We start from the raw sequence: 24065 nt of genomic DNA, 5'->3' as shown, positions 1-24065 counted from the left end.
TGCGGATAAGCGCGAGGTAATACCATTCCTTATTCGTCTTTGTGTATTCATTATTATGCTATGTCATGACGGTATGCTGTGCGCAGGATGACACTCGCGTTACTCCACGGCAAACGCTTTGTCCAGTTTGCTATAACCAAGCCCATTGATTTTTTTCACTTTTATCTGCACGGGGATACGTTCTTTCATGGCTTCCACGTGGCTAATCACACCGATGGTCTTCCCGCTGGCATTCAGCGCGTCGAGCGCATCCAGCGCGGCGTCCAGCGTTTCGCTATCAAGCGTGCCGAAGCCTTCGTCGAGGAACAAAGAATCAATGCGCGTTTTATGGCTGACCAAATCTGATAACGCCAGCGCCAGCGCCAGGCTGACCAGGAAACTTTCGCCGCCTGATAACGTTCGCGTATCGCGCACGGCGTCGGCCTGCCAGGTATCGACAACCTCCAGTTCCAGCGCGTCGCTGGCTTTGCGCTGCAATAAATAGCGGCCATGCAGGCGGGTGAGCTGATGATTCGCCAGCCAGACCAGATTATCCAGCGTCAGTCCCTGGGCGAATTTGCGGAACTTATCACCTTCTTTAGAGCCGATCAGCGCATTGAGATAGCCCCAGTCTTCCACTTGCTGAGAGGCTTGTTTCATTTCCGCCATCAGCGCGCGTTGGCGCTGCCGATTATCTGCATCCTGTTTAATTTGCTGGCGGATTTCCCCCTGGCGTGTCGTGTTCTCGCGCAGTTGTTGCGCCAACTGCGCCAGCCGCTGCGCGAGCTGCTCCGCCGTACACGTTGGGGCCAGACCGGCGGGCGGCTGTTGCTGATGGTCAGCCAGCGCCTGCGCGGACTGCGCGCTTAACGCCTTCGCTTGTTGTAGCTGACTTTCCAGCGTTTGTTGTTGTTTTTCCAGACGGGTCACGGTCTCTTCATCCAGCAACGCCGCCAGGAACGTTGCCTGGCTGTCAAACGGGCTATTTTTTAACGCCGCATCAAAGTGCGCTATCGCCTCGGCGGCGCGCTGCTGTTCCTGCGTCGTCTGTTCCTGCAGGGTTTGCAACTGGCTTTGTAATGACACGCACTCATCATGCGTCTGCCGCCAGTTATCCAGCGGCACGTCGTCGTCGGAATCCGCGGTATCCGTTTGCGGTAGCGTCTCCAGCAACGGGGCAAGCCTGTCGATCTGCGTTTGCAAATCCGCGAACTCTGTCTGACGCTGTTGCCATATTTTCGCTTCGTCGGCGCGCTCATTCAGCCAGGAAGCCTCGTCTTCTGGCGCAGGAAGGGAAAGCGTATACTGCGCCAAATCAGCCGTCAGCGACGCCTGACGCTGTGCAATCTGCGCGGTAAAGCGCGCTACCTGTTCAGTATGCGCCGCGATTTGCGTTTGTAGAGCATGACGCTGGCTGAGCTGATCCAACTGTTGCTCATGCTCTTCCGCGGCGGTCAGCCAGCCAGCGAGGTCTTCTTGCGGCTGGAGCTGAACGCCCAGCGTAGCGCACAGCGTTTGCCATTCCTCAGTAAGCGCTTGCTCCTCCTGCAACAACGACTGCGCCTCGCTTTCATCCCGCTGTAATTGTTGCGTTAAGGCATCTAACTGTCCTCGCAGCGCAGCGCCTTCTTCCGCCAGCGTTTTGACCTCTTTTTCCAGCGCGTCGCGGCGGGTTTGATTCGCGCTCAGTTCCAGCGCCTGATAGGCGGCGATGGCGGGGTGCGTCGTCGAGCCGCAAAGCGGACACGGCTGGCCGGACTGTAAGTGCGCCCGCTGGCTTTCCAGATCTTTGATGCGCGCCTCCTGCTCGCAAATAGTGCGAACGTCCGCAAGCTCCTGCGCTTTAGTCTTATAACTCAGGCGCTTATCTGCCAGACGTTGGGTGTATTGCGTCTGCTCCTGATGATGACGCGCGATAGCTGCCTGTAGCTGCGCCTGACGCTTTTGTTTCGGGAGAATTTGCCCCTGAAGCGTGGCGAGACGATGGCGTAGCGGACGCTGCCGGGTATGCAATGCCCTGGCTTCCGCCAGCGCCTGTGGCGTGAGGTCGAGCGTGAGCGGCGGTAGCGCATCACGCTGACGCATATCGCTCAGCAACTGCTGTTGCCATTGGCTCAGTTGCGCCCGGTCGTGGGATTGTTGTGTTAATAATGCTCGCCACCCCGCCAGTTCGCTGCGCCAGACGCGGATGCCGTCGTGTTCCGCCAGCCATGTCTTCAACCGCTGCCCTGTGGCGTTCAGTTGCGTGAATTGTCGATGCGCGCAGGCGCGGATACGCTGGCGCAGGCGATACGCGCTTTGTAAGCGAGCATTCACTTCATCACTGTGCTGGCGAACACGCTCAACGGCGCGGGTTTGTTCCTGAATGCGCTCCCAATGCGGACGCAACTGGCGAGCAGGTTGCGCCAGAGTCAGCGCCGCGAGCTGCGGCTGCGCTTTTTCTCGCGCCTCTTGCGCTGCGTACAGCGCCTGCTGCCGGGCGTGTAATTCAGTGTGGAGCTCGTTTTTTCGGGTCAGCCAGTGAAGGTGCTGCTGCTGTACCTGCTGGTCGGCCAGCAGGCGTTTCTCTTCGTCAGTAAGCGCCTGCAAACTGGCTTCCAGTTGCTGTAACTGTTCGTCCGCCAATAGGGCGACGCCGCTGGCCTGCGCTTGTAACTTTTCCAGTTCGAGACGGGCTGATTTATGTTTTTCAAATACCTGTGCGGAGATCTGCCCGTAAATCTCAGTGCCGGTGAGCTCCTCCAGAAGCTCTGCGCGCTCTTTCGCTTTGGCGTTAAGAAAGGCGGCGAACTGCCCCTGTGATAACAACATCGAACGGGTGAAGCGCCCGTAGTCCAGCCCGGTCAACGTGGCGATCATCTCCAGTTTATCCTTTACCTTATCGGCAAAGATCTTTCCGTCTGAACACCGCGCCAGCTCTACGCGTGGGGCCTGGAGATTGCCGTCAGGCTGATTTCGGGCTCGGTTCTGGCTCCAGAACGCGCGCCAGGCTTCGCCTTTTACCTCAAACTCCACTTCGGCCAGACATTCCGCCGTATCGCGCGTCATCAAATCGTTTTGCGACTGCGATACCGTATTCAGGCGCGGCGTTTCGTGGTACAGCGCCAGGCAGATGGCGTCAAGCAAGGTGGTTTTTCCCGCGCCGGTCGGGCCGGTAATGGCGAATAACCCGTTACTGGCAAACGGTTCGGCGGTAAAATCGACCTTCCATTCTCCTTTCAGCGAGTTCAGGTTTTTCAGACGCAAACTGAGAATTTTCATGCCTCATGCTCCTCATTCAACGCGTAGAGCGTGCTGGAAAAGAGCTGATTCAGGCGCTCGCGCTGCGGGGGATCTAACGCTTCCAGCGCCAGACGCCGCGCAAAAACCTCTTCCACGCTAAGCTCGCTTAATGTTTCCCGCCGCTCGTTCGCCAGCGAGCGTTCGCGCTGTTCGCGGCTACGGCGCACCAGTAATACCTCTACGGGTAGCGACTCCGTTAGCGTCTGTATTCTGCGTTGGATATCGTGCAGATAATCATCGGTGGTGATTTCAATATCCAGCCAGACGGGGGGCGATTGCTCCACGCCGCGCCACTGCTCAAGCTGTTCGGTAATTGATGCCAGGTCGCCTTTTAAAACCGCCAACGGTTGAGTCACGGGGACAGCCAGACTTTCGGTGCTTTGCCATTTCCCCTGGTCGAAGGTCACCAGATGCACGCATTTGCTTTTGCCGCACTCATCAAAGCTGAGGGCGATGGGCGAGCCGCAATAGCGGATATGCTCTGTGCCGCCGACACATTGCGCGCGGTGAATGTGTCCCAATGCGATATAATCCGCTGGGGGGAAATGCTGCGCCGGAAAGGCATCCAGCGTACCGATATAAATGTCGCGAACCGCATCGCTTTTGCTGGCGCCGACGGTGGTTAAATGCCCCGTCGCGATAACCGGCAGCTTTCGTTCGCCGCGTAGCTGGCATGCTTCCCGATATTGCTGTTGATAATAATCGGCAATCGCATGAAGAAGTTGCTGCTGTTTCTCGCTGCCGGATAACCCCGCCTGACTGGTAATAATGTCGCGCGGGCGCAAAAAGGGAATGGGGCACAGTACGGCGCCCGGAGACCCGTCGCGACGATGAAGTAGCCGCGGCGCATAGCCCGCGCTGGCGATCACGGTTGTATTGAGAAACGCCAGAATGTCGCGCGACTCGTTTAGCGTGGCGACGGAATCATGATTACCGGCCAGCACCACCAGATGACAGCCCGTTTGCTGTAAATTAACGACGAAACGGTTATAAAGTTCTCGGGCATAGCTTGGCGGCGAACCGGTATCAAAAATATCGCCAGCGACAATAATGGCATCCACCTGATGGGCCTGCGCGGTCTCCAGCAGCCAGTCCAGAAAAGCCTGATGCTCCGCGGCGCGGCTTTTACTGTAGAAATTTTGTCCCAGATGCCAGTCAGAGGTGTGGAGGATGCGCATAATTGTTCCATGCAAAAAAAGCGTGAACGGGATTATACACGTCATCCCCTCCATTTTTGGGCGCAATTTACCGCCGGTACACGGTAATGCACGGTTTCACCGGTGTCATAAATCATCAACATGCTGTCAATGCCGCCTTTTTTTTTCATAAATCTGTCATAAATCTGACGCATAATGGCGCGGCATTGATAACTAACGACTAACAGGGCAAATTATGGCGAGACGTATTCTGGTCGTAGAAGATGAGGCGCCGATCCGTGAAATGGTGTGCTTCGTGCTCGAACAAAATGGCTTTCAGCCCGTAGAAGCCGAAGATTATGACAGTGCGGTGAATAAACTTAATGAACCCTGGCCGGATCTCATCCTTCTTGACTGGATGTTGCCCGGCGGGTCAGGGTTACAGTTTATTAAACATCTCAAACGTGAGGCCATGACCCGGGATATTCCTGTGGTTATGCTGACCGCGAGAGGTGAGGAAGAAGATCGTGTGCGCGGGCTGGAAACCGGCGCTGACGATTACATTACCAAGCCGTTTTCCCCCAAGGAGTTGGTGGCGCGCATTAAAGCCGTTATGCGGCGTATCTCGCCGATGGCGGTCGAAGAGGTGATCGAGATGCAGGGACTGAGCCTTGATCCCGGCTCTCACCGCGTGATGACCGGCGACAGCCCGCTGGATATGGGGCCGACCGAATTTAAATTACTCCATTTCTTTATGACGCACCCGGAACGGGTTTACAGCCGCGAACAGCTACTCAATCATGTCTGGGGCACCAATGTGTACGTTGAAGACCGGACGGTCGACGTGCATATTCGCCGTTTGCGTAAGGCGCTGGAGCACAGCGGCCACGACCGGATGGTGCAAACGGTACGCGGGACAGGGTATCGTTTTTCGACCCGCTTTTAATGCCTTTTCCGCCAGTAGAACACAGGTTTCTGGCGGAGAAGGCTTTCCATTCTTGAGGGAGTATGACGCGTGCTGGAACGGCTGTCATGGAAAAGGCTGGTGCTGGAGCTGGTGCTCTGTTGCATCCCCGCGCTTATCCTTAGCGCTTTTTTTGGTTATCTGCCGTGGTTTTTACTGGCGGCGGTGACGGGACTGCTTGTCTGGCATTTCTGGAATTTATTACGCCTCTCCTGGTGGCTTTGGGTCGACAGAAGTATGACGCCGCCGCCGGGACGGGGAAGTTGGGAACCGCTGTTATACGGTTTACACCAGATGCAGTTGCGAAATAAGAAGCGTCGCCGCGAGCTGGGGAACCTGATTAAACGTTTTCGCAGCGGCGCGGAGTCGCTGCCTGATGCCGTGGTACTGACCACAGAAGAGGGCGGCATTTTTTGGTGTAACGGTTTGGCGCAACAGATATTGGGGCTACGCTGGCCGGATGACAACGGGCAGAATATTCTCAATCTACTGCGTTATCCGGAGTTTACCCAGTATTTAAAAACGCGTGATTTCACCCGTCCGCTTCATTTGGTGCTCAATACCGGACGGCATCTGGAGATCCGCGTCATGCCTTATACCGATAAACAACTCCTGATGGTGGCGCGCGATGTAACGCAAATGCATCAGCTTGAAGGCGCCAGACGTAACTTTTTCGCCAACGTTAGCCATGAGTTGCGTACGCCCCTGACGGTATTGCAAGGCTATCTGGAAATGATGCAGGAACAGGCGCTGGAAGGGGCGACGCGAGAGAAAGCGCTGCATACGATGCGCGAGCAAACGTATCGTATGGAAGGGCTGGTAAAACAACTGCTTACGCTGTCTAAAATTGAGGCGGCCCCGGCGCTGTTATTAAATGAAAAAGTGGATGTACCAATGATGCTGCGGGTCGTGGAGCGTGAAGTGCAGACGCTCAGCCAGCAGAAACACACCTTTACGTTTGAGGTCGACGATAGTCTTAGCGTTCTGGGCAATGAAGAGCAGCTACGTAGCGCGATCTCAAACCTGGTGTATAACGCGGTAAACCATACGCCGGCGGGAACGCATATTACGGTGAGCTGGCGACGTGCCGCGCATGGCGCTGAATTTTGCATTCAAGATAACGGTCCGGGGATTGCTGCCGAGCATATTCCTCGTCTGACCGAACGCTTCTACCGTGTCGATAAAGCGCGTTCGCGGCAAACGGGCGGCAGCGGCCTGGGATTGGCGATTGTGAAACATGCGTTGAATCACCATGAAAGCCGCCTTGAAATCGACAGTTCGCCTGGCAAAGGAACGCGATTTAGCTTTGTGCTGCCGGAACGTTTAATTGCCAAAAATAGCGATTAATTGCCTTTCGTAAGTATAACTTTCCATAAGCCAGCGGATGCTGGCTTATTTTCTTTGCAGTTAAGACGGGCTCGTTGAAACATTCAACGTTTGGTGATTTTTTGTTCGCATGATTAGCCATAACTTTTTCATGAGAATGGTGTTTTATTCTGGTTGCAAATTTCATATCGCTATATTCATCTGGTTTTTAGATCCCACCTTGCTTTAAAACGTTATAAGCGTTTAAATTGCGCTTCAGGTGCTGTCATTACGACTGCATTTGCGCGGTAAATCGAAAAACAATTCTTCGCCGCATCGGTCCGGGAGCTTTTCCCGCTGAAATTGATAAAAAACGCCGCTTTATAATCCTCCGGGAAAGGCAAAAATTTTAATGTTTACAACATCACCATCCACAGGCAGTAAGACTTTATGACCCATCAGTTAAAATCGCGCGATATCATCGCCCTGGGCTTTATGACATTTGCGCTGTTCGTTGGCGCAGGCAATATTATCTTTCCTCCTATGGTCGGTTTGCAGGCGGGTGAACACGTCTGGACAGCCGCTATTGGCTTTCTGATTACCGCCGTAGGGCTACCGGTTCTTACTGTTGTGGCGCTGGCGAAAGTCGGCGGCGGCGTAGACAGCCTCAGTACGCCGATTGGTAAAGTGGCGGGACTCCTGCTGGCGACCGTTTGCTATCTGGCCGTCGGGCCGTTATTTGCGACGCCGCGTACCGCGACGGTGTCGTTTGAGGTCGGTATCGCTCCGTTGACCGGCGATTCTGCAATGCCGTTGCTGATTTACAGCGTGGTCTATTTCGCTATTGTTATTCTGGTTTCCCTCTATCCGGGTAAGCTGCTGGATACGGTGGGGAATTTCCTGGCGCCGTTGAAAATTATTGCGCTGGTCATCCTTTCCGTCGCGGCTATCGTTTGGCCTGCCGGTCCAATCAGCAACGCCCTGGACGCTTATCAGAATGCGGCCTTTTCTAACGGATTTGTGAACGGCTATCTGACGATGGGGATACGCTGGGCGCGATGGTGTTTGGTATCGTTATTGTGAACGCGGCGCGTTCTCGCGGCGTTACCGAAGCGCGCCTGTTGACGCGTTACACGGTCTGGGCCGGCCTGATGGCGGGCGTGGGGCTGACGCTGCTTTACCTTGCCTTGTTCCGCTTAGGTTCTGATAGCGCGACGCTGGTCGATCAGTCAGCGAACGGCGCGGCGATTCTTCATGCCTACGTTCAGCATACCTTTGGCGGCGCGGGAAGCTTCCTGCTGGCGGCGCTGATCTTTATCGCGTGTCTGGTGACGGCGGTGGGGCTGACCTGCGCCTGCGCTGAGTTTTTCGCGCAGTATATTCCGCTGTCTTACCGCACGCTGGTCTTTATTCTCGGCGGCTTCTCTATGGTGGTGTCAAACCTCGGACTGAGCCATCTGATTCAAATCTCCATTCCGGTGCTGACGGCTATCTATCCGCCGTGTATCGCACTGGTTGTATTAAGTTTTACCCGCTCATGGTGGCATAATTCCACCCGTATCATCGCGCCGGCCATGTTTATCAGTCTGCTTTTTGGTATCCTTGACGGCATCAAAGCATCTGCCTTTGGCGATATGCTGCCAGCCTGGAGTCAGCGTTTGCCGCTGGCGGAACAGGGACTGGCGTGGTTGATGCCAACGGTGGTGATGGTGATCCTGGCGATTATCTGGGATCGCGCGGCGGGTCGGCAGGTGACCTCCAGCGCTCACTAAAATCGCTGACATATGTGTACACCACGGGGCTTAACGCCCCGTGGTTTTTTATTGTGTTGATAGGTCAGAAATTGATGGAAAGCAATAATAAGCTAAAGCGTGGGCTGAGCACCCGGCACATTCGCTTTATGGCATTAGGTTCGGCAATCGGCACCGGCCTGTTTTACGGCTCGGCGGACGCCATCAAAATGGCGGGGCCGAGCGTGCTGTTGGCCTATATTATTGGCGGGGTCGCGGCATATATCATTATGCGCGCATTGGGGGAAATGTCCGTTCACAACCCTGCCGCCAGCTCATTTTCGCGCTATGCGCAGGAAAACCTCGGCCCGCTTGCGGGCTACATTACCGGCTGGACCTACTGTTTTGAGATCCTGATCGTCGCCATTGCCGACGTGACCGCGTTCGGCATTTACATGGGAGTCTGGTTCCCCGCCGTGCCGCACTGGATTTGGGTGCTTAGCGTGGTGCTGATCATTTGCGCCATCAACCTGATGAGCGTCAAGGTGTTCGGCGAGCTGGAGTTTTGGTTCTCCTTCTTCAAAGTCGCCACCATTATTATCATGATTGTCGCGGGTATCGGCATCATTGTGTGGGGAATTGGCAACGGCGGGCAGCCGACCGGCATTCATAACCTGTGGAGCAACGGCGGCTTCTTCAGCAATGGCTGGTTGGGAATGATCATGTCGCTGCAAATGGTGATGTTCGCTTACGGCGGGATTGAGATTATCGGTATCACCGCCGGGGAAGCGAAAGACCCGGAGAAATCCATTCCGCGCGCCATTAACTCAGTACCGATGCGTATCCTGGTATTTTATGTCGGCACGCTGTTCGTCATTATGTCTATCTATCCGTGGAATCAGGTCGGCACAAACGGCAGCCCATTTGTGCTGACGTTCCAGCATATGGGGATTACCTTTGCCGCCAGCATTCTGAACTTTGTGGTATTGACCGCCTCGCTTTCCGCTATCAATTCCGATGTGTTTGGCGTAGGCCGTATGCTGCATGGTATGGCGGAGCAGGGGAGCGCGCCGAAAATCTTTGCCAAAACGTCACGCCGTGGTATTCCGTGGGTCACTGTGCTGGTGATGACGATTGCGCTGCTGTTTGCGGTTTACCTGAACTACATCATGCCGGAAAACGTCTTCCTGGTGATTGCTTCGCTGGCGACGTTTGCGACGGTATGGGTATGGATTATGATCCTGCTGTCGCAAATCGCCTTCCGTCGTCGTTTACCGCCGGAAGAGGTAAAAGCGCTGAAATTTAAGGTGCCGGGCGGTGTCGTCACGACGATAGCGGGTCTGATTTTCCTGGTCTTCATTATTGCGCTTATCGGCTACCATCCGGATACCCGCATCTCACTGTATGTGGGCTTCGCCTGGATAGTTCTGCTGTTGATTGGCTGGATGTTTAAACGCCGTCGCGACCGTCAATTGGCGCAGGCGTAGTCGTTTTTCTCTGCCTTATCCGGTCTGTAGGCAACAGTAGGCCGGATAAGCGGAGCCGTTTCTCCTCCTGGAGTCTCCTCCCCTAATAAACCCCTGGATGATGAGTTATCCTTTAAATCTCTATGGCAAGGTGGCCCCATTTTCAGTAGAGGGGATACGAGATGTTGAATGCCTGGCACTTACCGGTTGCCCCATTTGTGAAGCAACATAACGATAAATTAACCATTACGCTGTGGCTGAGCGGAGAAAATCCGCCGTCTCGCGTGACGTTGCGCTCAGAATTCGATAATGAAGAAATCTCACTGGCGATGCGCAAACAGCGCCGCCAGCCGCAGCCGGGCGTGACGGCGTGGCGAGCGACGCTCAATATCGCGTTAGGGCAACCCCGTCGCCGTTACAGCTTTAAATTGCTTTGGCATGACCGCCAGCTTTGGTTCACGCCGCAGGGTTTTAACCGCTTCCCACCGGCGCGGCTGGAACAATTTGCCGTTGATGTTCCAGACAGCGGACCGCAGTGGGTCGCCGATCAAATTTTTTATCAGATCTTCCCGGATCGTTTTGCCCGCAGCCAGTCTCGTGAAGCCGGGCAGGATAAGGTGTATTACCACCATGCTGCCGGTCACGACATCGTGCGTAAAGAGTGGGATGAACCGCTCACCCCCCAGGCGGGCGGTTCCACCTTTTACGGCGGCTGTCTGAATGGCATTTGTGAGAAGCTGCCGTATCTGAAAAAACTGGGCGTCACAGCGCTATATCTGAATCCGGTATTTACCGCGCCGAGCGTCCATAAGTACGACACGGAAGATTATCGCCATGTCGATCCGCAATTTGGCGGCGATCGGGCGCTGCTACGCCTGCGGCGTGAAACCCAGGCGCAGGGCATGAGGCTGGTGCTGGATGGCGTGTTTAATCATAGCGGCGACTCGCATGTGTGGTTTGACAGGCATAACCGCAGCACTGGCGGCGCGTGCCATCACCCGGACTCGCCGTGGCGCGACTGGTACTCCTTTTCACCACAAGGCGTGGCGCTGGACTGGCTGGGTTATCCGAGCCTGCCGAAACTCGATTATCAATCAGAAACGCTGGTGGATGAGATCTATCGCGGTGAGGACAGTATCGTTCGTCACTGGCTAAAGGCACCGTGGAATATGGACGGCTGGCGGCTGGATGTCGTACATATGCTGGGCGAGGCGGGCGGGGCGCGCCACAATTTGCAGCACGTCGCCGGCATTACCCGGGCGGCAAAAGAGGCGCAGCCTGAAGCCTATATTGTGGGGGAACATTTCGGCGATGCGCGGCAGTGGCTACAGGCCGATGCGGAAGATGCCGCCATGAATTATCGCGGCTTCACCTTCCCGCTATGGGGATTTCTCGCCAATACTGATATCGCTTACGAACCACAGCATATTGATGCCCGGACCTGTATCGCGTGGATGGATAACTACCGCGCCGGGCTGTCACATCAGCAACAACTGCGCATGTTTAATCAACTCGACAGCCATGATACTGCGCGCTTTAAAACTCTGCTGGGTAAAGACGCGGCGCGCCTGCCGCTGGCGGTGGTCTGGCTGTTTACCTGGCCCGGCGTGCCATGTATTTATTACGGCGATGAAGTCGGCGTGGACGGCGCAAATGACCCCATGTGCCGCAAACCGTTCCCGTGGGATGAACGCAAGCAGGACGGCAACTTGCTGGCGCTGTACCAGCGTATGGCGAAACTGCGCCAGAGCAGTCTGGCGCTGCGTCGTGGCGGATGCCAGGCGCTGTATGCCGAAGGTGACGTAGTGGTATTCGTGCGAGTTTATCAGCAGCAGCGGGCGCTGGTGGCGATTAACCGGGGCGAGGCCTGTGAAGTGGCGCTGGAAGCGTTGCCGTTGCTGAACGTGGCCGGATGGCAATGTAAAACGGGAAGCGGTGATATCCGCGAGGGAAGACTTAGTTTACCCGCGATTTCCGCGACGGTATGGATGAATCGTTGAGGCGAGGTGGTTCGTAACACCTTACGCATAAAAAAGGCTCGCATTCGCGAGCCTTTTATCAATGCACTGACTTACAGGCTGGAAATGTTCTCAGCCAGGTATTTAGCCACGCCGTCCGGAGAGGCGTTCATGCCTTCTTTGCCTTTTTCCCACTGCGCCGGGCAGACATCACCGTGCTCTTCGTGGAACTGCAGCGCGTCGACCATACGCAGCATTTCGTCGATATTACGACCCAGCGGCAGATCGTTTACGACCTGGTGGCGAACAATACCGTTAGCGTCAATCAGGAAAGAGCCGCGCAGCGCAACGCCTTCGTCCGGGTGTTCGATACCGTAAGCTTTCTGAATTTCACGCTTCACGTCGGCGACCATTGCGTATTTCACCGGGCCAATGCCGCCTTTATCGACAGGGGTGTTACGCCATGCGTTGTGAACGAACTCAGAGTCGAAAGAAACGCCGACCACTTCAACGCCGCGCTTCTGGAATTCTTCATAACGTTTATCAAAGGCGATCAGCTCAGACGGGCAAACAAAAGTGAAGTCCATCGGCCAGAAGAACAGAACGGTCGTTTTACCATTGGTGTGTTGTTTGAAGTTGAATTTATCAACAATCTCACCGCTACCCAGTACCGCCGCAGCGGTGAAATCCGGGGCCTGACGAGTAACCAGTACCATAATAATTCTCCTGCAATATTAAGGGTTTTAGAACGCAACGCGGGCAGTATAGGGAGGGCGAAGCGACAAAACAATGCGGTCTTGACAATCAATGAGACAGCTTTTGCCTATCGATCGGGTCATTATAAATCGTAATGATGACCCTTTTATGACAGCGAACGATCTTTCTGCCAACGGCGGATCTGACGCACGCCCTCGCTATCAGGCCGTCACAGCGCTTTGCGGGCGGCCTGTGCCATCATACGCGGATAAAAATGCCAGAAGCGCTCTTCTAACGCGTCGTAGTGCGCGTCCAGATCGTACCAGGAATCACGCAAGGCATCCAGCCGGGGACGGCGATTCGCCATGCCATTCAGCACGTTTTGAATGAAATCCATATCGCGATACCGCTCTAACCATTTTTCTGACCAAAGATAATCATTCAGGTTGACAAAGCGCGGCGGGGAGTCGGGCAGAATCGTCGCGACCTGCGCATGGGCGTAGCCGACAAACGCCTGAAGTGGAAAATCAGGAGAGATTTGCGTCCAGTGACGCGATAAAAAATGATCCCACATGACGTCCAGCGTAATGGGCGCCACGCGCCGCGTTTCATGGCGGAACCACTCTCGCGCCTCACGAACTTCCGGCAGGTTGTCGGTCATGACGTCAATACGCCGATGCATATAAATACCCTCTACCACGTCAGGAGGATAATGCGTTGCCGGGTTACCGCGGACAAAATCGGCCAGAAGATTACCGGAAAGCGAGCTGTCGGCAAGGTGCGCCAGATGCAGGTGAGCAAGAAAATTCATTATTGATTCTCTGTCCAAAAAGCGGGTAACGGTTGCAGCGGGAACGCCCCGGCACTAGACTACCCGCCTCTTATTTTAGTCTGAGTCAGAGTCATGCGCGTTACCGATTTTTCCTTTGAACTACCCGAATCCCTGATTGCCCACTACCCACAGCCGGAACGCAGTCGCTGCCGTTTGCTGTCATTAGAGGGGCCGACGGGCGCGCTGACGCACGGTACTTTCACCGATCTGCTCGATAAGCTCAACCCTGGCGATTTGCTGGTCTTCAATAATACCCGCGTGATCCCGGCGCGGCTCTTTGGCCGTAAAGCCAGCGGCGGCAAGATAGAAGTGCTGGTCGAACGTATGCTCGATGATAAACGCATCCTGGCGCATATTCGCGCTTCTAAAGCGCCAAAACCGGGCACGGAACTGCTACTGGGCGACGACGAAAGTATCCACGCGACCATGACCGCGCGTCACGGCGCTCTGTTTGAAGTTGAGTTTAATGACCCGCGTCCGGTGCTGGATATTCTCAACGCCATCGGCCATATGCCGTTGCCGCCGTACATCGACCGTCCGGACGAGGACGCCGATCGCGAACTGTACCAGACGGTCTACAGTGAAAAACCGGGCGCCGTCGCCGCGCCGACCGCCGGGCTGCACTTTGACGAGCCGCTGCTGGCGGCGCTTCGTGAGAAAGGTGTCGAAATGGCGTTTGTTACGCTACACGTCGGCGCGGGCACTTTCCAGCCGGTGCGTGTCGATACCATTGAAGATCACATCATGCACTCCGAATATGCTGAGGTGCCGCAAGAGGTGGTCGACGCGGTGCTGGCGGCGAAAGCGCGCGGCAACCGGGTGATTGCGGTCGGCACCACCTCGGTACGCTCACTGGAAAGCGCGGCGCAGGCGGCAAAAAGCGATTTGATAGAGCCGTTCTTCGGCGATACGCAAATATTTATTTATCCAGGTTATCAATACAAAGTGATTGATGCGCTGATCACCAACTTCCATCTGCCGGAATCGACGTTGATTATGCTGGTTTCCGCATTTGCCGGTTATCAACACACCATGAATGCCTATAAGACTGCGGTAGAACAAAAATATCGCTTTTTTAGCTACGGGGACGCGATGTTTATCACGTACAATCCGCAGGCTATTTCTGAGCGTCCGTAAGAAGGCTATCTCACTTGCCATTTTGACGCCGGGCAGTGCTCGCCATCCTCACGTACTGCGTGTACGCTCCGGTGGTTGTGCGCTGGTCGACCCCAAACTGGCTGCGCCGATGACGCCTTCGGGAATTTATTAGCTATGGAATCATTCCGTAGCGAATCGTTAAACGTCGGACTGTTTTTCTGACGCAGGAGTGATAATGAAATTTGAGTTAGATACCACCGATGGTCGCGCGCGTCGCGGTCGTCTGGTGTTTGATCGTGGCGTAGTGGAAACGCCTGCTTTTATGCCTGTGGGTACTTACGGTACCGTGAAAGGCATGACGCCGGAAGAAGTGGAAGCGACCGGCGCGCAGATTATTCTCGGCAACACTTTCCACCTGTGGCTGCGCCCGGGTCAGGAAATCATGAAGCTGCATGGTGACCTGCACGATTTTATGCAGTGGAAAGGGCCGATTCTCACCGATTCCGGCGGCTTCCAGGTCTTCAGCCTCGGCGATATTCGTAAGATTACCGAGCAAGGCGTGCACTTCCGTAACCCGATCAACGGCGATCCGATTTTCCTCGATCCGGAAAAGTCGATGGAGATCCAGTACGATCTCGGTTCCGATATCGTGATGATCTTTGATGAATGTACGCCGTACCCGGCAGACTGGGACTATGCGAAACGCTCGATGGAGATGTCGTTGCGTTGGGCGAAGCGTAGCCGCGACCGTTTTGATAGCCTTGGCAATAAGAATGCGCTTTTTGGCATCATTCAGGGCAGCGTTTACGAAGATTTACGCGATATCTCGGTGAAAGGTCTGGTAGAGATTGGCTTTGATGGCTACGCTGTCGGCGGTTTGGCTGTCGGTGAGCCGAAAGCAGATATGCACCGCATTCTGGAGCACGTTTGCCCGCAGATCCCGGCTGACAAACCGCGTTACCTGATGGGCGTGGGTAAACCGGAAGATCTGGTGGAAGGGGTGCGTCGCGGTATTGATATGTTTGACTGTGTCATGCCAACGCGAAATGCCCGTAATGGTCATCTGTTTGTGACCGACGGCGTGGTGAAGATTCGTAATGCAAAGCATAAAAGCGACACCAGCCCGCTTGACGCCGAGTGCGATTGCTACACCTGTCGCAATTATTCACGCGCTTACTTGCATCATCTCGACCGTTGCAACGAAATATTAGGTGCGCGTCTCAATACCATTCATAACTTGCGTTACTACCAGCGTTTGATGGCGGGTTTACGCAAGGCTATTGAAGAGGGTAAATTAGAGAGCTTCGTAACCGAGTTTTACCAACGTCAGGGGCGACCCGTTCCACCTTTGAACGTTGATTAATTTTAATAATGAGGGAATTTGAATGAGCTTTTTTATTTCTGATGCGGTAGCGGCAACAGGTGCTCCAGCGCAGGGCAGCCCGATGTCTCTGATTTTAATGCTGGTGGTGTTTGGTCTGATTTTCTATTTCATGATCCTGCGCCCGCAGCAGAAGCGCACCAAAGAGCACAAAAAGCTGATGGACTCCATTGCGAAAGGTGATGAAGTTCTGACGAATGGCGGTCTGGTCGGTCGAGTGACCAAAGTAGCGGAAGCCGGCTACATTGCCATCGCGCTGAATGACACCACGGAAGTGGTTATCAAACGTGACTTCGTAGCTGCCGTTCTGCCGAAAGGCACCATGAAGGCGCTGTAATATTTCGTTTTCCCAAAGGGAACTGCCGTGTTAAACCGTTATCCTTTGTGGAAGTACATCATGCTGGTCGTCGTGATTATCGTCGGCCTGCTTTACGCACTTCCCAACCTGTATGGTGAGGATCCGGCTGTTCAAATCACTGGCGTGCGCGGCGTCGCCGCCAGTGAGCAAACGCTGATCCAGGTCCAGAAAACGTTACAAGAAGAAAAAATTCCCGCTAAGTCTGTGGCACTGGAAGAGGGCGCTATTCTTGCGCGCTTCGACACCACCGATACCCAGCTACGCGCCCGTGAAGCGCTGATGAGCGTGCTGGGGGATAAATATGTCGTGGCGCTTAACCTTGCGCCGGCTACGCCGCGCTGGTTGGCGGCTATTCACGCCGATCCGATGAAGCTCGGTCTTGATCTGCGCGGCGGCGTTCACTTCCTGATGGAAGTGGATATGGATACCGCGTTAGGTAAACTCCAGGAACAAAATATCGATAGCCTGCGCAGCGATCTGCGTGAAAAAGGCATTCCTTATACCACCGTTCGTAAAGAAAATAATTATGGGCTGAGCATCACGTTCCGTGACAGCAAAGCGCGTGATGAGGCGATCGCCTATCTGACGCCGCGTCATCGTGACCTGGTGATTTCCAGCCAGAGCGGTAATCAACTTCGCGCGGTAATGACCGATGCGCGCCTGAGCGAAGCGCGCGAATACGCCGTTCAGCAGAACATTAATATTCTGCGTAACCGTGTTAACCAACTGGGCGTCGCGGAGCCTGTCGTACAACGCCAGGGCGCAGACCGTATTGTGGTTGAGCTGCCGGGTATCCAGGATACCGCTCGCGCGAAAGAAATTCTCGGCGCGACCGCGACGCTGGAATTCCGTCTGGTGAATACCAACGTTGACCAGGCCGCCGCTGCCGCCGGGCGCGTACCGGGCGATTCCGAAGTGAAACAGACCCGCGAAGGTCAGCCGGTGGTATTGTACAAACGCGTGATCCTCACCGGCGACCATATCACCGACTCGACGTCCAGCCAGGATGAATATAACCAACCGCAGGTTAACATCTCGCTGGATAGCGCAGGCGGCAATATCATGTCTAACTTCACTAAGGACAATATCGGCAAACCGATGGCAACCCTGTTTGTGGAGTATAAAGACAGCGGTAAGAAAGACGCTAACGGTCGCGCCGTACTGGTGAAACAGGAAGAGGTGATTAACATTGCCAACATCCAGTCTCGGCTGGGTAACAGCTTCCGTATTACCGGTATCAGCAACCCGAACGAAGCGCGTCAGCTCTCGTTGCTGCTGCGTGCGGGCGCCCTGATTGCGCCGATTCAGATCGTTGAAGAGCGCACCATTGGCCCGACTCTGGGTATGCAGAACATCAAGCAGGGCCTGGAAGCCTGTCTGGCCGGTCTGGTGGTCTCCATCCTGTTCATGATCTTCTTCTATAAGAAGTTTGGTCTGATTGCGACCAGCGCGTTAGTGGCTAACCTGGTGTTGATTGTCGGTATCATGTCGCTGTTGCCGGGGGCAACGCTCAGTATGCCGGGGATTGCGGGTATCGTGTTAACCCTTGCGGTGGCGGTCGACGCCAACGTTCTGATTAACGAACGTATCAAAGAAGAGTTGAGTAATGGCCGCACGGTACAGCAGGCGATAAACGAAGGCTATGCCGGCGCGTTCAGTTCCATCTTCGATGCGAACATCACGACGCTGATTAAAGTCATCATTCTGTATGCTGTCGGTACCGGGGCAATTAAAGGGTTCGCGATTACGACCGGTATCGGTGTGGCGACGTCGATGTTTACCGCGATTATCGGTACGCGTGCTATCGTAAACCTGCTATATGGCGGCAAGCGCGTCACTAAGCTGTCAATCTGAGGAGTGCGATGTGGCACAGGAATACACTGTTGAACAACTAAACCACGGCCGTAAAGTCTATGACTTTATGCGCTGGGACTTCTGGGCATTCGGCATCTCCGGGCTGTTGCTGATCGCGGCCATTGTCATTATGGGTGTACGCGGGTTTAACTGGGGGCTGGATTTCACCGGTGGTACGGTAATTGAAATCACGCTGGAAAAACCGGCTGAAATGGACGTGATGCGCGAAGCGCTGCAAAAAGCGGGCTATGAAGAGCCGCAGTTGCAGAACTTTGGCAGCAGTCACGACATTATGGTGCGTATGCCGCCAACCGAAGGTGAAACCGGCGGTCAGGTACTGGGTAGCAAAGTGGTGACGATCATTAATGAAGCCACCAACCAGAACGCGGCCGTGAAGCGTATTGAATTCGTGGGGCCAAGCGTGGGCGCCGATCTGGCGCAAACCGGCGCTATGGCGCTGCTGGTGGCGTTGATCTCTATCCTCGTTTATGTCGGTTTCCGCTTTGAGTGGCGACTGGCGGCAGGGGTGGTCATCGCGCTGGCGCACGACGTGATCATTACGCTGGGGATACTGTCGCTTTTCCATATCGAGATTGACCTGACCATTGTGGCATCGTTGATGTCGGTGATCGGTTACTCGCTGAACGACAGTATCGTGGTCTCCGACCGTATTCGTGAAAACTTCCGCAAAATCCGTCGCGGGACGCCTTACGAAATCTTTAACGTGTCGCTGACCCAGACGCTACACCGTACGTTGATTACCTCCGGTACGACGTTAGTGGTAATTCTGATGCTGTACCTCTTCGGCGGTCCGGTACTGGAAGGCTTCTCGCTGACGATGCTGATCGGTGTCTCTATTGGTACGGCATCTTCTATCTATGTCGCATCGGCGCTGGCGCTGAAACTCGGTATGAAGCGCGAGCATATGCTGCAGCAGAAAGTCGAAAAAGAAGGGGCGGATCAGCCGTCCATTCTGCCGTAAGCTGGCGTTAACATGACTGAAAAAAGCCGCAACATCGCAGGGTGCTGCGGCTTTTTATTATCCAGAATAAACTCGATTGCATGAGGAACTATCATGGCTATCATCCCCAAAAACTATGCGCGCCTGGAAAGCGGCTATCGTGAAAAAGCGCTGAAGCTGTTTCCGTGGGTGTGCGGACGTTGTTCCCGTGAGTTTGTGTATTCAAATCTGCGTGAGCTGACGGTGCATCATATCGATCATGACCACACCAATAACCCGGAAGACGGCAGCAACTGGGAGCTATTGTGCCTCTACTGCCACGATCATGAGCATTCTAAATATACCGAAGCCGATCAGTACGGTTCGACGGTCATTGCCGGGGAAGATGCGCAAAAAGATGTCGGCGAGGCGACTTATAACCCGTTTGCCGATCTGAAAGCGATGATGAACAAAAAGAAATAAGCAGACTGCTGACAAAGCTGTTGGTGCTGTTGAATGTTAGGTTACGCTTCGCTCCACCCAACGGAATCCGCAATATAAATGAATTATTGGTTTTCGTAGGTCGGATGCAATCTGGCATTTTTTCAGCCCCGGAGTTTGTCGCCAGCCCCAAACGTCCTGTAACGCATACATTGTCACTGGAATCCCGATCGCAAGGTTGGGATTTTTTTGTTTTTAAGTCCTGCCGATACTGGCGAGCAGAGTAGAATCAGCGGTAAGCCGGGGCAACCCGGTGAGGCGCAATGTTGCGGGGGCTTGATCCCCGGTGGCCTTGTCGCTGGAAAGAGAAAACCCCCGCACATTGTTCGGTATTCACCGGCAACATTACGGGGGCTAACTTGACCCTAGACAAGTTGAGGATAGCCGCGAACCGTTGCCATTGCAACAAAGGCGGCAATATGACGCTCACAGAGTTGAGCATTACTATCTGGCACGATCTGGCGGCACCAACGCTGGTCGGGATTGCGACAGGTCTGTTTTTAGGCTGGTGGCATCGCCGGAAGTAATGTGAAGTGGGCGCGACTCGCCGCCGCATGGCAGCATGCGCCCGAAACGGGCCAGAGGACGACCTCTGGCCTTTTTTGCAGGTTTAGAAGTTGTAACCCACGACCAGGTAGCCGCCCCAGCCGGTAGATTTCGCGCTGAAATCGCCGTCGCCCCAGTTCAGTTTTGCGCCATTCTGCCACTGTCCGCCGTTATGGAAGTAACGCGCAACGACCGAGTAGTGCCAGTGATCGTAGTTCAGCGCCAGGATATGGCTGGAAGCGATGGAGTTGCTGGTACGGTTCGGATCGTCGCCTAAATCAGATCCCCAGTCAAAGTTGGTAAAGCCGATATAGCTCAGTTTACCGCCCCACAGATCGGTGATGGGGACGAAGTATTTCACTTTGAAACGGTAGCCGTCCCATTCGTTTTCATTGGACGCGCCGTAGTTTTGCCACTGATATTTCGCATACACGTTCAGCGACAGGCCCATCGGCAGGCCGGTGTCGATATCGGTCCCCAGACCCATATACCACGTGCTCTGGCGGCTGGCTTTGTTATCGCCCATATCGTAGATGTAGTTGTTGGCGAAATACCACTCTTTAAACGGGCCGAAGCTCAGGTCTGCGCCGGTCAGCTTATCAATTGAGAAACGCGGTTCGATTTCCATGAACAGCGGAGAACCGTCGGACCAGATACCTTTATCGTTGCCGTTACCCCAATCAAAGGTTTTGGGAATATCGATATAGCCGTAGAAATCAAACCAGTCTTTTTTGGCAAATGCTTCATATTCCAGATAGACGTCGTTGTTCAATTTCGGCGAGAAACGGGTATGGTAGCTGCCTACCACGTTTACGCTCTGGTGCCACCAGTCGGACAAATACTGCGGCTGATCATTTTCTGCTGCGTTAGCAGTAAAAGATGAGGTGAGCGCCAGCGCTGCGCTGACTGCGAGTAAAGTTTTTTTCATATGTATGCCACTGTTTGAAATCCCTTACGGGAGTGAAAAGAACGCAATTTGCGTTTCTAAATATTTCGTGTTTCTGCGGAGCCTATTATAAAAATCATTGCTCACAAAAATATGTCTTGTTTCACATATCTATCATTTACGTAATCGATTGCGTTCACGTTTGCGCATTTTAGACGCGGCGACAGTACTATCTTTCATGAATATTACCAATCCATGTCATAAATGACGGAAATGTCAGTAGGGCAACAAAAGTCGCGCGGGGGATGTTGCGGAGCGCACAAAACGCCCCGCCAGAACGTTTATTGATTAACAGGCTGAATATCATGGATGCGAATGAAGCCTAACTGCGCCGGTGTGATCCCCTTCAACGGTAACGAAATATTGACATCACTGGGCGCCAGCAAGCTGGCAGGGGCATTTACCAGAAGGCTCTGTGCATTCACCTCCTGATAGTTCTCCGTAGTGCCCTGAAGTTGCCCGTACTCTACGGTAGCGCTGAATGCCGGCAGCGGATCGCGGGACTCGCCCTGAATGTGTAACGTTGCGTGAGCGCCGTCTGCGACAGGCGTAATTTCCAGCAATGTCATACGTAGCGTACCGATCTGGCTCTCCAGCCGGGCAGGCGTATTGGCGCCAGGCAACAAATAGACGCCGCGGGTTGACTCCGCATTCAGCTTATTTTGTTGGGTAATTTTTACCGTTTCCTGATTCAGTTGGGTCATCTCTTTATTCAGGGTGCTAATGCTTTGATGCATCTGGCGAACTTCGCTCTGCGGCGCGCAGGCGGTCAGGCTCAAGAGACTTCCCACCAGGAGAATTCTTAGGTAACGTCTTGTCATGTCGATCATTTCCTTCATGGTTCGATAGCGTAATGGTAGTGCGCTATACGCACAAAGGCACCGATCCTTTATCTCAAAAGCGCTCCGCCTTTGTTGTCGCGCCAGTTCAGGGTAAAATAGCATTTCCTAAATCATCTGGTCAGGACGCCGTATGCATTGCCCATTTTGTTTCGCCGTAGATACCAAAGTCATTGACTCTCGTCTTGTAGGCGAGGGCTCGTCCGTGCGCCGCCGTCGGCAGTGCCTGGTGTGTAATGAACGCTTTACGACCTTTGAAGTGGCTGAACTGGTCATGCCGCGCGTGATAAAAAGCAACGATGTGCGCGAACCCTTTAATGAGGATAAGCTGCGTAGCGGCATGTTGAGAGCGCTGGAAAAAAGACCCGTCAGCGCAGATGATGTTGAAATGGCATTGAACCATATTAAGTCACAATTACGTGCCACTGGGGAGCGTGAAGTTCCCAGCAAGATGATTGGCAACCTGGTCATGGAGCAGCTGAAAAAACTCGATAAAGTCGCGTATATTCGCTTTGCCTCCGTCTATCGCAGTTTCGAAGATATCAAAGACTTTGGCGAAGAAATCGCTCGCCTACAGGACTAAGCCATGCAGGATGAGTTTTACATGGCGCGAGCGCTCAAACTGGCGCAGCGTGGACGTTTCACCACTCACCCGAACCCTAATGTCGGCTGTGTCATTGTTAACAATGGCGACATCGTCGGCGAAGGTTATCACCATCGCGCCGGAGAGCCGCACGCCGAGGTCCATGCGCTGCGGATGGCGGGCGCAAAAGCCAAAGGCGCAACCGCCTATGTCACGCTTGAACCTTGTAGCCATCATGGGCGAACGCCGCCATGTTGCGATGCGCTGATTGCGGCCGGCGTCGCGCGCGTGGTCGCCGCGATGCAGGACCCGAACCCACAGGTCGCCGGGCGCGGGCTGTATCGCCTGCAACAGGCGGGTATTGCGGTCAGCCACGGGTTAATGATGAGTGAAGCGGAGGCGCTCAATAAAGGCTTCCTCAAGCGGATGCGTACCGGATTCCCTTATCTTCAGCTTAAACTGGGCACCTCCGTGGATGGACGGACGGCGATGGCCAGCGGCGAAAGCCAGTGGATCACCTCGCCGCAGGCCCGGCGTGACGTTCAGCGCTTGCGTGCGCAAAGCCACGCTATCTTAACCAGTAGCGCGACGGTATTGGCTGACGATCCGGCCTTGACGGTGCGTTGGGCGGAGTTAGACGCCTCTACGCAGGCGTCTTACCCGCAGGAAAATCTGCGCCAGCCGGTGCGAATTGTTATCGACAGCCAAAACCGGGTAACGCCTGCGCATCGTATTGTGCAGCAGCCTGGCGAAACGTGGATCGCGCGTACCCAGGAAGATAGCCGCGCGTGGCCCGATGCGGTTCGTACTATCAGCGTGCCGGCGCACAACGGACATTTGGATCTGGTTGTGCTGATGATGCAGTTAGGCAGGCAGCAGATTAATAGCATATGGGTTGAAGCCGGACCGGGACTGGCGGGCGCGTTGCTGCAAGCCGGGCTGGTGGATGAACTGATTGTCTATGTCGCGCCTAAATTGTTGGGAACCCAGGCGCGGGGATTATGCGAATTGCCGGGGCTTGAGAAGCTCGCCGACGCGCCGCAATTTACCTTCAGCGAAATACGTCATGTCGGCCCGGATGTTTGCCTGCATATGGTGAGCGCATGAGTTCTCCCGTCGAAAGGGGAGCAGCGCTCAAATTATTATGATAAAATCCGCCCCCCTGCGGGGCCAAATGAACCCTGGAAGAGAGAATATGAACATTATTAAAGCTAACGTTGCAGCCCCTGACGCTCGTGTCGCCATCACTATTGCGCGTTTCAATCAGTTTATCAACGACAGCCTGCTGGATGGCGCGGTTGATGCCCTGACGCGTATTGGTCAGGTAAAAGATGATAATATTACCGTAGTGTGGGTGCCTGGCGCCTATGAACTGCCGCTGGCGACCGAAGCGCTGGCGAAAAGCGGTAAATACGACGCCGTGGTTGCGCTGGGAACCGTGATTCGCGGGGGGACTGCGCACTTTGAATATGTGGCAGGCGGCGCCAGCAATGGCCTGGCAAGCGTTGCCCAGGACAGCGGCGTGCCGGTAGCCTTTGGTGTTCTGACCACCGAGAGTATTGAACAAGCCATCGAACGTGCTGGTACAAAAGCCGGTAATAAAGGCGCAGAAGCTGCGCTGACCGCGCTTGAAATGATTAATGTATTGAAAGCCATTAAGGCCTGATTTTT

Annotated in this window: 20 protein-coding genes and 1 pseudogene; 15 read left to right on the top strand and 6 right to left on the bottom strand. The window is 54.5% G+C overall.

Annotated features, from left to right (window positions below):
• Positions 1 to 99 precede the first annotated feature (99 nt).
• Together sbcC and sbcD are read right to left on the bottom strand one after the other, a co-directional pair.
• Entirely contained in the window at positions 100 to 3240 is a 3141-nt protein-coding gene (sbcC, locus tag HV477_RS14410) for an exonuclease subunit SbcC (RefSeq protein WP_079899096.1), read from the bottom strand.
• The gene (gene sbcD / locus HV477_RS14405; RefSeq protein ID WP_001221263.1) at positions 3237 to 4439 is read right to left on the bottom strand and encodes an exonuclease subunit SbcD; all 1203 of its coding nucleotides are present in this window, start codon (positions 4437 to 4439) and stop codon (positions 3237 to 3239) included. The genes sbcC and sbcD overlap by 4 nt, the downstream gene beginning before the upstream one ends.
• A 214-nt stretch (positions 4440 to 4653) precedes the next feature.
• Between sbcD and phoB the strand changes: the two genes are divergently transcribed.
• From phoB to malZ, 5 genes and pseudogenes are all read left to right on the top strand, one after another.
• Positions 4654 to 5343, top strand: a complete 690-nt coding sequence (gene phoB, locus HV477_RS14400) for a phosphate response regulator transcription factor PhoB (RefSeq protein ID WP_000113921.1) — start codon at positions 4654 to 4656, stop codon at positions 5341 to 5343.
• Between the two features lie 69 nt (positions 5344 to 5412).
• The gene (gene phoR, locus HV477_RS14395) at positions 5413 to 6708 is read left to right on the top strand and encodes a phosphate regulon sensor histidine kinase PhoR (protein ID WP_079899097.1); all 1296 of its coding nucleotides are present in this window, start codon (positions 5413 to 5415) and stop codon (positions 6706 to 6708) included.
• 408 nt (positions 6709 to 7116) lie between these two features.
• Positions 7117 to 8438: pseudogene (gene brnQ / locus HV477_RS14390) on the top strand (branched-chain amino acid transporter carrier protein BrnQ).
• Positions 8439 to 8512: 74 nt separating this feature from the next.
• Entirely contained in the window at positions 8513 to 9883 is a 1371-nt protein-coding gene (gene proY / locus HV477_RS14385) for a proline-specific permease ProY (protein WP_001727981.1), read from the top strand.
• Between the two features lie 161 nt (positions 9884 to 10044).
• On the top strand, positions 10045 to 11862 hold the full coding sequence (gene malZ, locus HV477_RS14380; RefSeq protein WP_175065149.1) for a maltodextrin glucosidase: 1818 nt from the start codon (positions 10045 to 10047) through the stop codon (positions 11860 to 11862).
• Positions 11863 to 11933: 71 nt separating this feature from the next.
• Here malZ and HV477_RS14375 read toward each other — a convergent pair whose 3' ends face one another.
• A complete protein-coding gene (locus HV477_RS14375) occupies positions 11934 to 12536 on the bottom strand; it encodes a peroxiredoxin (RefSeq protein ID WP_000244731.1) in 603 nt (200 codons plus the stop codon).
• Between the two features lie 209 nt (positions 12537 to 12745).
• A complete protein-coding gene (gene acpH / locus HV477_RS14370; protein WP_001009858.1) occupies positions 12746 to 13327 on the bottom strand; it encodes an ACP phosphodiesterase in 582 nt (193 codons plus the stop codon).
• Between the two features lie 93 nt (positions 13328 to 13420).
• Between acpH and queA the strand changes: the two genes are divergently transcribed.
• The 7 genes from queA (at position 13421) to HV477_RS28905 (ending at position 20007) form a co-directional block, all read left to right on the top strand.
• Entirely contained in the window at positions 13421 to 14485 is a 1065-nt protein-coding gene (queA, locus tag HV477_RS14365; protein ID WP_001266530.1) for a tRNA preQ1(34) S-adenosylmethionine ribosyltransferase-isomerase QueA, read from the top strand.
• A 196-nt stretch (positions 14486 to 14681) separates the two neighbouring features.
• Complete coding sequence (tgt, locus tag HV477_RS14360) at positions 14682 to 15809, top strand: tRNA guanosine(34) transglycosylase Tgt (RefSeq protein WP_000667305.1); 1128 nt, start codon at positions 14682 to 14684, stop codon at positions 15807 to 15809.
• A gap of 22 nt (positions 15810 to 15831) precedes the next feature.
• Complete coding sequence (gene yajC, locus HV477_RS14355; RefSeq protein ID WP_000007628.1) at positions 15832 to 16164, top strand: preprotein translocase subunit YajC; 333 nt, start codon at positions 15832 to 15834, stop codon at positions 16162 to 16164.
• A 27-nt stretch (positions 16165 to 16191) separates the two neighbouring features.
• A complete protein-coding gene (secD, locus tag HV477_RS14350; protein ID WP_000934811.1) occupies positions 16192 to 18039 on the top strand; it encodes a protein translocase subunit SecD in 1848 nt (615 codons plus the stop codon).
• 10 nt (positions 18040 to 18049) lie between these two features.
• Positions 18050 to 19021 carry a protein translocase subunit SecF gene (gene secF / locus HV477_RS14345; protein ID WP_000046629.1) on the top strand — a complete coding sequence of 324 codons (972 nt, stop codon included), beginning with the start codon at positions 18050 to 18052 and terminating at the stop codon, positions 19019 to 19021.
• Between the two features lie 93 nt (positions 19022 to 19114).
• Positions 19115 to 19462, top strand: coding sequence for an HNH nuclease YajD (gene yajD / locus HV477_RS14340; protein ID WP_000974818.1), 348 nt, complete (start codon positions 19115 to 19117; stop codon positions 19460 to 19462).
• A gap of 437 nt (positions 19463 to 19899) precedes the next feature.
• On the top strand, positions 19900 to 20007 hold the full coding sequence (locus HV477_RS28905) for a type I toxin-antitoxin system toxin Ldr family protein (RefSeq protein ID WP_000176312.1): 108 nt from the start codon (positions 19900 to 19902) through the stop codon (positions 20005 to 20007).
• An 83-nt stretch (positions 20008 to 20090) separates the two neighbouring features.
• On the opposite strand, the gene HV477_RS14330 is transcribed toward HV477_RS28905, so the two are convergent.
• Positions 20091 to 20954, bottom strand: coding sequence for a nucleoside-specific channel-forming protein Tsx (locus tag HV477_RS14330; RefSeq protein ID WP_000752021.1), 864 nt, complete (start codon positions 20952 to 20954; stop codon positions 20091 to 20093).
• A gap of 299 nt (positions 20955 to 21253) precedes the next feature.
• On the bottom strand, positions 21254 to 21793 hold the full coding sequence (locus tag HV477_RS14325) for a DUF3251 domain-containing protein (protein ID WP_000198484.1): 540 nt from the start codon (positions 21791 to 21793) through the stop codon (positions 21254 to 21256).
• 151 nt (positions 21794 to 21944) lie between these two features.
• Here HV477_RS14325 and nrdR point away from each other — a divergent pair, with 151 nt between their 5' ends.
• The 3 genes from nrdR to ribE all read left to right on the top strand — a co-directional run bounded on the left by nrdR (position 21945) and on the right by ribE (position 24060).
• Positions 21945 to 22394, top strand: coding sequence for a transcriptional regulator NrdR (gene nrdR / locus HV477_RS14320; RefSeq protein WP_000543533.1), 450 nt, complete (start codon positions 21945 to 21947; stop codon positions 22392 to 22394).
• Between the two features lie 3 nt (positions 22395 to 22397).
• On the top strand, positions 22398 to 23501 hold the full coding sequence (gene ribD / locus HV477_RS14315) for a bifunctional diaminohydroxyphosphoribosylaminopyrimidine deaminase/5-amino-6-(5-phosphoribosylamino)uracil reductase RibD (protein ID WP_079899099.1): 1104 nt from the start codon (positions 22398 to 22400) through the stop codon (positions 23499 to 23501).
• Between the two features lie 88 nt (positions 23502 to 23589).
• Positions 23590 to 24060 carry a 6,7-dimethyl-8-ribityllumazine synthase gene (ribE, locus tag HV477_RS14310; protein WP_001021372.1) on the top strand — a complete coding sequence of 157 codons (471 nt, stop codon included), beginning with the start codon at positions 23590 to 23592 and terminating at the stop codon, positions 24058 to 24060.
• Positions 24061 to 24065: the final 5 nt, after the last annotated feature.

Origin of the sequence: Salmonella sp. SG203, from assembly GCF_013350575.1 — a bacterium.
GTDB classification, from domain to species: domain Bacteria; phylum Pseudomonadota; class Gammaproteobacteria; order Enterobacterales; family Enterobacteriaceae; genus Salmonella; species Salmonella enterica.
This window is presented reverse-complemented; position numbering and strand designations above follow the sequence as displayed.